The organism is Gottfriedia acidiceleris, assembly GCF_002128425.1.
Classification (GTDB): domain Bacteria; phylum Bacillota; class Bacilli; order Bacillales; family Bacillaceae_G; genus Gottfriedia; species Gottfriedia acidiceleris.
In genome coordinates this window covers 130,483-143,328 of record NZ_NESS01000008.1, presented here as the reverse complement: position 1 = coordinate 143,328, position 12,846 = coordinate 130,483, and the positions used below count along the sequence as shown (strand labels likewise).

Annotated in this window: 12 protein-coding genes; 3 read left to right on the top strand and 9 right to left on the bottom strand. The window is 35.4% G+C overall.

What is annotated here, in order from left to right:
• Positions 1-200: 200 nt before the first annotated feature.
• The 3 genes from B6K90_RS15975 to B6K90_RS23455 form a co-directional block, all read right to left on the bottom strand.
• The gene (locus B6K90_RS15975; protein WP_088013758.1) at positions 201-383 is read right to left on the bottom strand and encodes a hypothetical protein; all 183 of its coding nucleotides are present in this window, start codon (positions 381-383) and stop codon (positions 201-203) included.
• Positions 384-464: 81 nt separating this feature from the next.
• Positions 465-671, bottom strand: coding sequence for a toxin-antitoxin system TumE family protein (locus B6K90_RS23790; protein ID WP_268875908.1), 207 nt, complete (start codon positions 669-671; stop codon positions 465-467).
• A gap of 72 nt (positions 672-743) precedes the next feature.
• Positions 744-941: a MerR family transcriptional regulator gene (locus B6K90_RS23455; protein ID WP_139840744.1), complete on the bottom strand. Its 198-nt coding sequence runs from the start codon at positions 939-941 to the stop codon at positions 744-746.
• Between the two features lie 403 nt (positions 942-1,344).
• Between B6K90_RS23455 and B6K90_RS15970 the strand changes: the two genes are divergently transcribed.
• Entirely contained in the window at positions 1,345-3,033 is a 1,689-nt protein-coding gene (locus B6K90_RS15970; RefSeq protein WP_088013757.1) for a M4 family metallopeptidase, read from the top strand.
• A 238-nt stretch (positions 3,034-3,271) separates the two neighbouring features.
• On the opposite strand, the gene B6K90_RS15965 is transcribed toward B6K90_RS15970, so the two are convergent.
• The 6 genes from B6K90_RS15965 to B6K90_RS15940 form a co-directional block, all read right to left on the bottom strand.
• The gene (locus B6K90_RS15965; RefSeq protein ID WP_088013756.1) at positions 3,272-4,042 is read right to left on the bottom strand and encodes a Cof-type HAD-IIB family hydrolase; all 771 of its coding nucleotides are present in this window, start codon (positions 4,040-4,042) and stop codon (positions 3,272-3,274) included.
• Between the two features lie 75 nt (positions 4,043-4,117).
• Entirely contained in the window at positions 4,118-5,065 is a 948-nt protein-coding gene (locus B6K90_RS15960) for a LacI family DNA-binding transcriptional regulator (protein WP_088013755.1), read from the bottom strand.
• A gap of 310 nt (positions 5,066-5,375) precedes the next feature.
• Entirely contained in the window at positions 5,376-7,094 is a 1,719-nt protein-coding gene (locus B6K90_RS15955) for an alpha-keto acid decarboxylase family protein (RefSeq protein WP_088013754.1), read from the bottom strand.
• A 209-nt stretch (positions 7,095-7,303) separates the two neighbouring features.
• Positions 7,304-8,065, bottom strand: coding sequence for an SDR family oxidoreductase (locus tag B6K90_RS15950; RefSeq protein WP_088013753.1), 762 nt, complete (start codon positions 8,063-8,065; stop codon positions 7,304-7,306).
• A gap of 240 nt (positions 8,066-8,305) precedes the next feature.
• On the bottom strand, positions 8,306-9,964 hold the full coding sequence (locus B6K90_RS15945) for an FAD-binding dehydrogenase (protein WP_088013752.1): 1,659 nt from the start codon (positions 9,962-9,964) through the stop codon (positions 8,306-8,308).
• Positions 9,965-10,155: 191 nt separating this feature from the next.
• Positions 10,156-10,992: a YitT family protein gene (locus B6K90_RS15940; protein ID WP_235821823.1), complete on the bottom strand. Its 837-nt coding sequence runs from the start codon at positions 10,990-10,992 to the stop codon at positions 10,156-10,158.
• Between the two features lie 215 nt (positions 10,993-11,207).
• Here B6K90_RS15940 and B6K90_RS15935 point away from each other — a divergent pair, with 215 nt between their 5' ends.
• Both B6K90_RS15935 and B6K90_RS15930 read left to right on the top strand, forming a co-directional pair.
• Entirely contained in the window at positions 11,208-11,651 is a 444-nt protein-coding gene (locus B6K90_RS15935) for a MarR family winged helix-turn-helix transcriptional regulator (protein WP_088013750.1), read from the top strand.
• Positions 11,652-11,653: 2 nt separating this feature from the next.
• Positions 11,654-12,838: an MFS transporter gene (locus B6K90_RS15930; RefSeq protein WP_088013749.1), complete on the top strand. Its 1,185-nt coding sequence runs from the start codon at positions 11,654-11,656 to the stop codon at positions 12,836-12,838.
• Positions 12,839-12,846: the final 8 nt, after the last annotated feature.

The following is a 12,846-nucleotide window of genomic DNA, read 5'->3' as shown; positions in this document are numbered from 1 at the left end:
TTCAAGATTCATTCGTACTAGGAGAAAAAAGTAAAGTACAATGCACTCCCCAAATTAGTCATCAAAACTTTTTTTTTATTATTGATCGACTATTTTACGTGCCATTTGCTTTTACGTTTTCAAGTGCTGCAATTAGATTTCATAAATTTTCAGGAAAAAACAAAAGACCTTTCCATAATGGAAGGTCTTTAGTAAATTCTTTAATTTAATTGATTCATCGTCACAGAAAAGACATAGCTCTGATACTTATCGCATCCTTCATAACTAAATCTCTTTCCGTCTTTTTTAAATTCTCTACCATCTTCTTGAAAACCTAAATCGTGTAAAACGTCTTTAATTGAACCATTTTCGTAATCTTTTCCGACTTGGAATTCGATACTCAAATTAATCACCCTTTGACTAGCTTTTTCTATTTATTTTGGTAATTTCATGGTGATTTTATACTTATCTATGGCTGTCACAAATTATTCTTTAATAAAGACGTAATTTAAATGTTTTCCATTAACGATATTAATTAAAATATCATCAATTGCTCTTAATTGTTTTGGTTGAGGGAGTCTTTTGGATGCTGCTAAATCTAATTCATTCACTTTTACGTGCATATGAAAAGGTTCCGTTTCAGTTTGATATTTTAAATCATGGTGTGGTTCTGAATGATACTTGATAATAATATTTCCGTTAGCATCACAATTTCTTAACCGGATAGACTTTCCCAGCCCTTGTTTTCCAAAGAGTATTTCCTTTTATCTTAGCTCGTTCATTTGTTTTTTTCTTTTATAGCTAATAAATCGTCCATCGTTAAACCAGTTATTTATGGTCGTAACACTTACACCAAAATAAGTAGATAGTTGTCCTGTAGTATATTCACTTACGGACTCATCTTGATTTGAGGCTACATTTGCTAATAAATTTAATATTTCTTGGTAATAAGTTTTTAACAACTCTAGGTCAGATAAAATTTGTTCACTAAGCTTGCTAAATTTGTCGAAGTTAAAATTTGCTGATGTTTGTGCGTACCTCTTAATTAAATACGAAATAAATGATTTACTAAAATAATAAAATCATTGCTTTTTCTCTCATTAAACTCCAGTTATTTGGGTTAATATTAACCAAAAATATAAACATTCTTAATATAATTCGATTGTTTTTTACCAATTTTTAACTAAAATTGATTCTTTTTAACTATTTTAAATATTCAGAACAAATTTTCCTTCGATATTTCCGCTTATTTTTTTCTTGCAAAATGCAAAAAATGACGAATTTTGTAGTTTGATAAACTAGTTTTGTAAATGATACGATGAATTCCGCAATACCACATTTGTTAACCAAGGGGAGGAATTTTTAATGAACAAAAAAGTTTTAGCGGTTGGATTATCAGTAGGTTTGGCGGCAAGTAGTTTATCAGTAACTAATACATATGCTGCACCAAAAAATGTATTGTCTAATTACAAGTACAACAAAACAGTGGGATCACCTGAGTTCATATCAGGACAGCTGACAAAACCATCAACTAAGAGTGCAAAGAGCGTTGTATTATCTTATGTAAATGCTAACAAAGATAAGTTCAAACTCGGTTCGAAGTCTTCAGAAGAATCATTCATTGTTAATTCGAGTAAAAAAGATACTTATGGTACCGCACTTCATCTACAACAAGTTTATAACGGTGTTCCTGTATGGGGATCAACTCAAACGGCAGTAGTTGGAGATAATGGTACTTTACAAGTTTTCTCTGGTACAGTTATTCCAAACTTAGATACTAAAAAAGGGCTAAAATCTACTAAAAAAGTTAACGCAAATAAATCTATTAAAATCGCAGAAGCAGACCTCGGCTATACTCCTAACTATGAAAAAGACCCTACAGCTCAACTAGTAGTTTATACAAATGGTGATAATGCAACGTATGCTTATCAAGTAAACTTAAACTTCTTATCTCCAAAACCTGGAAACTATAATTATTTCATTGACGCTTCAACAGGAAAAATTTTAAATAAATACAATAGTATTGATACAATGGACAGCATCCATGCTGCTAGTAAATCTCCTAGTAAATCTGTTGGTGCATCAGTTGCTAAACCATCAGTTACTGGTACAAATGTAACGGCAACAGGAAAAGGCGTACTTGGTGATACAAAAACACTAAATATGACTTTATCTGGTTCAACTTATTATTTACAAGACAATACTAGAGGAAACGGTATTTTCACATATAATGGGGCTAATCGTACTACTCTTCCTGGTACGCTTTGGACAAGTTCTGACACTCTACTAAATAGCACAAGTGAAGCTGCAGCAGTTGATGCTCATTATTATGCTGGAAAAACATATGACTATTATAAAACTGTCTTTGGACGTAATTCATATGATGGTAATGGTGCTGCTTTAAAATCAACTGTCCATTATAGCCGTAGTTATAACAATGCATTTTGGAATGGTTCTCAAATGGTTTATGGTGATGGTGATGGATCAACATTCACTTACTTATCAGGTGGCCTTGACGTAGTAGCTCATGAATTAACTCACGCTGTTACAGAAAGAAGCTCAAACTTAATCTATCAAAATGAATCTGGTGCATTAAACGAAGCTATTTCGGATATTTTTGGAACTGTTATTGAGTTCTATAATAATAACAATCCAGATTACGAGATTGGTGAAGATATTTATACTCCTGGTATTTCAGGTGACTCACTTCGTTCAATGAGTGACCCAACTAAATATGGTGATCCAGATCACTACTCAAAACGTTACACTGGAACATCTGACAATGGAGGAGTTCATACAAATAGCAGTATTATTAACAAAGCAGCTTACCTAATCGCAGTAGGTGGAACTCATTATGGTGTGACTGTTTCAGGTATCGGTAATGATAAACTAGCAAAAATTTTCTACCGTGCAAATACAGTGTACTTGACTTCTTCAGCGACATTTAGTCAAGCTCGTGCAGCACTTGTACAATCTGCTGCTGACCTATATGGTGCAAGCTCTGCTGAAGTAACAACTGTTAATAAAGCATTTGATGCAGTTGGTGTATATTAAAATTTAATTACCTAAATAATGAAAAGGAAGTCTCATAAGTGAAAATTCTTATGAGGCTCTTTTTTTGATTTAATGAGATGTACAAATGCTTCGTTTTGTCTAGGGTGATAATGAACATAGAAATACACAGAACATAAAAAAAGAGGCCTCAAAATCATACATTTAGCCTTTATTATAATATTTGTCCGAGTTCATAAAGTGTTCATGCTTATCAATGTTAATCTTATTCTTTCACTTGCTAGATTAATAACATTTTCTTAAGAGCATTATAAATTCCATGTTCATTGCAACTATCTGTGATTATATTAGCTTTCTCTTTAACCGCAGTTTCAGCATTCCCCATTGCAACGCCTATTCCTGAAATTTCCATTAGTTCTATGTCGTTCATTCCATCTCCGAAAAAGACGATATCTTCTCGCTTAAATCCATTTTCTTTAGCGATTTTCAAAATTGTTTTTGCTTTCGAACCTTCTTTAGGGATGACATCTGAACCATATTTATGCCAACTTACATATCGGAATTCGTGGATATCATATTTTTGAAGATCTTCAGTCTTACAAAAAAGCATTGCTTGAATAATGGAGTTTTCTTTCCAATACATTTCATCAAAGTCAGGGATAATCAACCCTAGACTTTCGTAGGCTTTCGTTAATGACTCTCCTGGTACTTCAAAATGTCTTTTTAATCCGTTCAATGTTTGAAACACAATCTGGTCATTGTTTTCCTTCGCAATTTTAATTAGCTTCATAATAGATTCCTTTGAAAATATTTCCTCATGCGCTATTTCATGACGGACATACCCTACTGAACCATTGCATAAAACATAAGTATCAATTTCGAGTTCGTCGACGATAGATATTGCAGAAGTGTAGTCTCTTCCTGTCGCGATCACGATCTCATGTCCATTTTCTTTAAGAGAAACCAAAGCTTGTTTCGTACTGTCTAAAAATTTCATTTCAGTTGTTAGTAATGTTCCATCAATGTCAAAAACAATAAATTTTTTACTCATTTTCTTTCCCCACATTTTTCTAAATTTTTTTTATCTTTGATTATCAAATACTTGCCCTTTTCTTATAATGAAGCTTTAAACAGAATCTCTTTCTACAATGCGATAAGGTATTTTAACTTTTTCTCTAGATTTCTTTATTACAAGGCTACAAGCTTGTTCACCGACTTTCGTTAATTGGTGATCCACTGTAGAAATTCCCATACCGATACCAATTGGTTGATTTTCTTGACCAATGATTGCTAAATCCGTGGGAATTTTCAATTGTTGCGATTTTGCGAATATATACATTCCACCAGCCACTTCATCTCCATTTGCATAAATAGCTGTTGGCTTTTTTTGTAAATCAAGAAATTTTCTTGCTGCTTCATAACCGTCTTCTAAACAATGGCATTCAGATAGATGGTATTCAGGTTGAAGTTCACCAAATATCTTTGTATAAGCAGCTATCATTTGATTCGTGCTGTTGCTTTCTAGCCTAGCTGTTGTGAATGCTACCACATCGTGTCCTTTGTTTTTCAATAATTGAAAGGCATCTACATACGAAGAATAGCGGTCCATATAGGAACATCCAATTTCCTTGTATTGCGTATATTCACAAGCTATGATTGAACCATATTCGCTAAACGGAATGATTGTCTCCCAATCATTTGCTCGTGAAGTGATAATGATGCCATCATACAGCTTGCTTTTTAATTTTTGTAAATACTCTAGTTCTTTTTCTTTATGATAGTTTGAAGGAAGTACCGTTATCAAAAAATCTTTCTCTAATGCCTTGTTCAGTATACCGTTTAAAATTTGATCAAATGCTGGATTGTTGTTATATGGGAGAATAACACCTATTGTCCTTGTTTCTCCTCGTATTAAATCAATTGCATTTTTATTTGGTGTATAGTTCATTTCTTCAATAACTTTAAGCACTGCCTCTCGTTTATCACTAGCAACGTACTTATAATTGTTAAGGACCCTCGAAACAGTAGAGACAGAAACGCCTGCTAATCTTGCAATATCGTTAATATTTGTCATCACACACCTCCAACATATATTTTCCCTTCCTCATTCAAACTAGAAAGATCCTTACAAATTTAATTGTTTATTGCTTAAATATATAATCTTTTATTAATTAAACACAAATCGGCTTACTTTCAATCTAATTTATGAAATGGATTTCAAGTCAAGAGAAAAATCATACTAAATTTCATACCAATTATAAGGGAAGCAAATTAAAGTTTTCATCACTCGATTATTTGAACAACTAGCCAAGAGAAATATAAAGGACATCAAAAAAAGTTGGAATCAACTTTTTATCGTTTCCAACTTTATATATATATACTAACTATTTTTGACTGCGTTGCATCGCCTGCTTCTCCATATATTTGTACATTTTTTTCATATTTTCTGGTGCGTCCAATGGGTCTTGGGCAATCATTTCAATAATACAAAGTCTTTCGAAACATTCAATTTCAGCTTGGTTTATTGCCTGTTCAAGTTCTCCATAAGTACGGACAATAGCTGTAAACGCATTGCCCCCAAATGCTTCAGCCAGCTTAGTATAAGACCACCTAGGGATTTTATTGTATTTTTGATTTTTAGTTTTGACATTTAAATATTTTTCGATCGTATAACCATCATTGTTTAAGACGAAGATGATAGGTTTACAGCCGTAATAGAGCATTGAGCTGATTTCTTGAGCAGTGAGCTGTAGTGAGCCATCACCTGTAAACAACAACACCCGACGTTTTGGAGCTGCGATACTGGCACCGAACGACGAAGGGGTTGCATATCCGATGGACCCCCAACCGCCTTGCCCAATATATGTAACGTCGCTCGGTAGTCTCACCTCAGCCATTCCATTGTAAAGTGTACCAATCTCAGCGATCAAAATGTCGTCTTTTTTCAGCATACGTTGAAAAATTGGATAATAGCCAGCTGCCTTAAGTGGTTCATCGGTACTTACTTTGTATTGATCGTATTGAAATGACACTTTTCCTGGCAATCCTTGCCCTTTATAGCCCACATTTTGTACTGCTTCAAGCATGTCAGTAGCAAGAACGTTCGGATATACCGCCTCAGCAATCTTGACTGAGTCCGGTTGGATATTGATCGTTACCATTGAATTTAGTTTTGCTGTATAATTGGCGGTGTTAGTATCCGCTTGTACCAGGCCAATCGCAATGATACAGTCTGCATTTTCTACAGTACTTTGAACTTCAGAACATCCAAACGAGCCTAAGTACATTCCTATATAATTAGGATGGGTTTCATCGAATGCTCCTTTACCAAACATCGTGGACGCAACTGGTACATTCATAGCGTCTGCCAACTGCAGAACTGCAGCTTGAAGGCCAAACCGTATTGTTTTTACATCCACTAAGATCAAAGGCTTTTTTGCACATCCAAGCAGCTGACGAACATGGTTTACCGCAGCCTGAAGAGTTTTTGTATTTGAAGATTGTAACTGTGGTTTCGGCTCTATTCGCTCCATAATCGGCTTATCCACTAAATCATCGGCCACAACGAGGTAGACAGGCTGTTTCTTTTCTTTAGCTATGCGAATCGCAGATGGAATTTCAATCATAGCGTTTTCAGGTGTTAGCACCGCACTATAGGCCGTTATCTGTTCATACATATTGCGAAACACACTAAAATCCCCGTCCATTAGAGTGTGATGCATCAGCTTGTGCTCTTTTTGATCTTTATCTTTTGGCGAACCAACAATGTGAATGATTGGAACATGCTCACTAAAGGCTCCGGCTATCGGATTGCATGCGTTTAACTCCCCAACTCCAAACGTTGTAATAAGTGCGGAAATCCCCTTGATTCTTGCGTAACCATCTGAAGCATAACCCGCGTTTAGTTCGTTCCTTCCTTCTATAAACTGGATTCCGTTATATCGCTCCAGCGTATCAAGTAGTGAAAAATTATAGTCCCCTGCGACGCCGAAAATTTCTGTAATGCCCTCTAGCTTCAAGCAATCAAACAAAAACTGACCAACTGTTTTTTGGGCCATTCCAGCATGTGTATCGGAACCGACTATATTCTTCATTTTATCCATTACACTCTCACTCCTTTTCCAATGTTTATATTTTGTTCAGTTTTCAAGTACCCTTTTTATTCGTACCCTTACATTGAACATGCTATACGGTGTTTGGTATCAGGAATAAGGAATAATGTAAAGCCAATACAAAGCAACAAAAGGACAAATTCGAATTAACGAATTTGCCCTTTTGTTATTTTCATATATTAAACTATTGAAAAAAATGGTTATTGAATTGTATTTTTCAACATATTGTACATATTTGTAACATGTTCATCGACTTGATCTCGCGACATACGAAGTCGCTCTACCGAAGTTCCATATCCAATTTCTTGTTTACCATCTTTCAATCCTTGGAAAATACCATCTGCGAATTCATCTAAAGGCTCTCCGTGAGTATGCAGCCCTGCTCCGCCTAAATCTGTATTAACTGCCGGAGGAGCAATTTCAATTACTTCCACAGATGAGTCGGAAAGTTGGTGACGCAAACTCATTGTAAAAGAATGGAGTGCAGCTTTTGTTGCTGAATAGATTGGAGCAATGACCAATGGAGTAAAAGCTAATCCCGATGAAACATTAATAATCGTTGACGCTTCTTTTGTAGCAAAATATGGAGCAAACAGCATAGATAGGTGAAAAGGTGCTTCAATGTTGGTTGTGATTTCTTTATTAAAATAATTCCAATCGTTCTTCGCATCTGATTTTAAGATATTAAAACGCTGTTGAATCCCTGCATTGTTCACTAGCACGTTCACTTCTGGATAGTACTTTGTTACCCATTCAAACAAAGATACACGTTCTGATTCAGAGTTCAAGTCACTTACATGTGTAATAAGCTCTGGAAATTTTTCTTTTGCATTTTTAAGTACATTTTCACGTCGTCCAGTCACGATAACTTTATTTCCAGATTTTATAAAGCGTTCTGCAAAAGCTAAACCGATCCCGGAACTTCCACCTGTAATAAGGATTGTATTTCCTGATAGTTTCATTTTAACTCCTCTTTTCCATTTATTTATCAATTGATATTTTATACATTTATAGAATTCGTGCGTTTTGTATAACGCTTAATTTTCAAGTCGACATGAATAGAATACGACCTAAATTATGGTTTAAGTCAACAAAAAATATAAATAAGAAAAAAACTAGAAGCCTGAATGGACTTCTAGCTTCCCCTAACTGAATCAATTTATGATTGCTATTCGCTTTATTGACGGAAGATTCCCATTATTTCATTCTAAATCTCTACTAATCGCTCTTCCTGCTTGTCTACCTGAGAATAAACACCCGCCTAAAAACGTTCCTTCCATTGCGCGATAACCGTGTACACCACCGCCACCGAATCCAGCAACTTCACCTGCTGCATAAAGTCCTGGAATTGCATCTCCTGAAGAATTTAATACATTACCATCTAAATTTGTTTGAAGTCCACCAAGTGTTTTACGGCTTACAATATTTAATCGAACAGCAATTAACGGACCATTTTTTGGGTCTAACATTTTATGAGGAGATGCAACACGAATTAATTTATCACCAATATAATTTCGAGCTCCTCTTAAGGCAATAATTTGTAAGTCCTTCGTAAATTTATTATCCATCTCACGATCACGTGCGATTAGTTGACGTTCGATATCATCATAGTTTAGTAAATTTTCCCCAGTTATCTTATTCATACCTTCAACAAGCTCTTCTAACGTGTCTGCAACGACAAAGTCCTCTCCTTTTTCCATAAAAGCTTTTACAGGGGCTGGTATTCCTGAAGTTGCCCTTTTCATTACTTGTTTTATGCTTTTGCCAGTTAAATCAGGATTTTGTTCCGAACCAGAAAGTGCAAACTCCTTTTGAATAATCTTTTTCGTTAATATAAACCAAGAATAATCATAGCCTGTTTGTTGAATAGCTTGTAGTGTACCTAAAGTATCAAAGCCTGGAAAATTTGGTGCAGGAAAGCGTTTTCCACGTGCATCTAACCAAATTGAGGATGGTCCAGGAAGAATACGGATTCCATGATTACTCCATACTGGATTCCAGTTTTTTATACCTTCAGTATAGTGCCACATTCGATCACGATTCACAATTCGACCACCAGCATTTTCAGTAATGGCAAGCATTCGACCATCAACATGTGCTGGTACACCAGATATCATCTTTTTCGGTGGGGTACCTAGTCGACTTGGCCAATTTTGGCGTATTAATTCAAAGTTCGCTCCAATACCGCCACTTGATACTAAAACCGCCTTAGCCGCATACTGAAAGCTACCAATTACTTCACGCGAACTATCCTCTCCTCGCTCTGAATTACTTGGTTCTAATAAAGAACCACTTGCACCGACTACAGCTCTATCTTGTGTTAGTAATTGATCTACACGATGACGAGATCTGAATTCCACTAAACCTTTTTTCATATGCTCTCGAACTCTTCGTTCGAAAGGAGCAACAATTCCAGGACCTGTCCCCCATACTACATGAAACCGGGGCACTGAGTTCCCATGCCCTTCTGCAAGATATCCACCACGTTCAGCCCAACCGACGATTGGAAAGAATCTCACCCCCATGTCATAAAGCCATTGGCGCTTCTCACCTGACGCAAATTCGACATATGCCTCTGCCCATTTCTTCCCCCAGTAATCCTCATCATCTTCTCGATCAAACCCTGCTGTTCCAAGCCAATCCTGCCAAGCTAATTCCCTCGAATCCTTAATTCCTAACCTACGTTGCTCGGGAGAATCTACTAAAAATAACCCGCCAAATGACCACCAAGCCTGACCACCTATTGATGCTTTTGGTTCCTGATCTAATAACAATACACTTTTCCCAGCATCGGCCATCTCAGCAGTCGCAACTAATCCAGCCAATCCAGCTCCAACAACAATCACATCGAACTTCTCCATCCAACTTCCCCCTCCTTCTAAGCCTTTTAATCTATCAAATTATAAATTTATCTACAAAAAATAGTTTTCTAAATTTTCAGTTATCAATTAAATAATACAGTAAATAGAAAGAGAATAAAAGCAAAGAAGGTCCATCAATATGAACCTTCCTACTTAAACCTAAATATTTAATGCTTTTGTTGACAAATAGTCTAATGTACGTTTTTCTTTTTAAATCTTCCGCCACGTACTTCTGCAATATCCGAAATTGCTAAAAAGGCAGTAGGGTCAATGTCATCGACAATTGTTTTTAATTCTGCTTCTTCTAAACGAGTGATAACACAATATATAACCTTTGTAGTTTCACCTGAATAAGCTCCTGTACCATTTATATATGTAACACCTCGGCCCATTCTAAAAAGAATTGCTTCTCCAATATCATCACTCTTGTCACTAATGATCCATGCCGATTTTGATTGTTCTAATCCTTCTACTACGATGTCTATTGTTTTAAAGGCGACTAAATAGGCAATAATTGAGTACATTGCTCGATCCCAAGAAAAGATGAATCCAGCTGCTCCTAAAATAAATAGGTTGAAAACCATAATGATTTCGCCAACTGAAAAAGGAACCTTACTATTAATAATGATCGCCAGTATCTCAATCCCGTCTAGTGCTCCACCAAATCGTATGGCTAATCCCACTCCGACCCCTAGAACCATTCCTCCAAAAATCGTTGCAAGTAATATATCTTCTGTAAAAGCGGGGATATGATGAAACATACTCGTCAAATAGGAAAGTACAGTAATGCCAAGTATCGTTGAAATTGCGAAAGTTTTCCCTATTTGCTTATAACCTAAATAAAAAAATGGTAGGTTTAAAACAAATAGAAATACTCCAAGTGGAAGTCCTGTAAGATGAGAAATCATAATCGAAATACCTGTAATACCGCCATCGATAACATCATTTGGAACTAAAAATATTTCAAGACCTGTGGCTACAAGTATGGCACCTACTAGCATAGCGATTGTTCTTTGTAAAATCTTCATTTTATGAGATTTCCCATTTGTTGTATGTATTGCTTCTGCCATCACAAATACCGTCCTAACTGTTTTGTAAAATTTTTCTACATTTAATATTTGCTCTTATGCTCAATTTATACTAAATAAGTTCATTCACTGGACATTCACAATTTGTTCACATATAATTAGCTAGACAACTATTTTAATTAGCTAGCTAACTAATTTTTTAAGGAGACTTTTTTATGCGCAAAAAGCAGCCTTTCTTTTTTTTATTAAATCAAACTACACGTCAGTTTTCAAAATCATTTAATGAGCATCTCGTTCCAACTGGATTGTACTTGGCACAATGGTCCGTGATTCATTATATCCATTTACATGGACCATGTACTCAACGAACAATTTGTTCGAATTTGAATATTGAGCCACCTACACTGACACGTACACTACGTAGAATGGAAGCACTAGACTTAATTGTTCGTAAAGAAGGAACGGACAAAAGAGAAAAAATGATTCATCTAACTGATAAAGCTATAAATCAATTTGATAGTTGGAAAGAACAAATCATCTCATTTGAGAATGATGTTATTAAAGATATATCCGATGAAGAGCTTGATATTGCACTTCAAGTTTTTCAAAAAATGATGAACAATATGAAAGCGTCGGAGGTTACTAAACAGGGGGAATAAGTTTGAAAAACGAGCGTTTATGGACAAAGGATTTTCTAAGTGTAAGCTTAAGTGGATTTTTTGTGTTTTTAGTATTTTATACGTTGATGGCAACATTGCCGATTTTTGTGATTGATAATTTAGGTCAAGAAGAAAGTAAAGTTGGTCTTGTCGTGACTTCGTTTCTAATCGCCTCAGTTGCAATTCGTCCTTTTGCAGGGATCTGGCTTGATACAATTGGTCGTAGAAAAATACTAATCATTTCATTGGTTTTCTTTACATTGACAACATTTTTATATCCTTTTATAAATAATTTTGCTTTATTACTATTACTGCGTTTTGCACAAGGGATCGCTTTTGGTCTAGGAACAACCGCAACAGGAACTATTGTTGCTGAAATAGTTCCTGTAGCACGTAGGGGCGAAGGTATGAGTTATTATAGTTCATCCATGATCCTTGCAATGGTTTTTGGTCCTTATCTTGGTATTAATTTAATGAATCATTTCACCTTCCATATTTTGTTTTTTGTTTGTGGCTTCTTCGCAATTGTATCTCTTATTTTCGGTCTAATCATTGCGATTCCTAAACAAACATTAAAAGCAAGAACTCGAATTAAACCATCACAATTAATTGAGCGTTCAGCTTTACCAATCTCAATTACTTCAGCAATTATCTCTTTTGGTTACAGTGGTATCATTTCATTTATCACATTATACGCAAAAAATTTAGGTTTTGTAGATGTTGCTAGTTTCTTTTTTATCGTTTATGCAATTTTCATTTTAGGATCAAGACCTTTTACTGGTAAACTATTTGACCGTAAAGGAGCAAACATAATCGTTTATCCTGGAATCATCTTATTTACGATTGGTCTAGTTGTATTAAGTTTTTCAACTGTACCAACAATCTTTTTATTTTCCGCAGCATTAATCGGACTAGGCTATGGTTCAATTGTACCTAGTTTTCAAACATTAGCGATTAACACTGCTGCCCCAGCTAAAAAGGGAATGGCAACAGCAACATTTTTTATGTTTTTTGACGTCGGTATGGGGATTGGCTCTTACGTTCTTGGAATTGTCTCTGCAAAAACCTCTTTCCATATTATGTACGTAATAACTGCAATTGCTGTATTATCGACGACTATCATTTACTATGTATTGCATGATCGTATCCAAAGAAAAGCTGTAGCTATTGAAAATGCAGCTGCATAAAAGTAGAA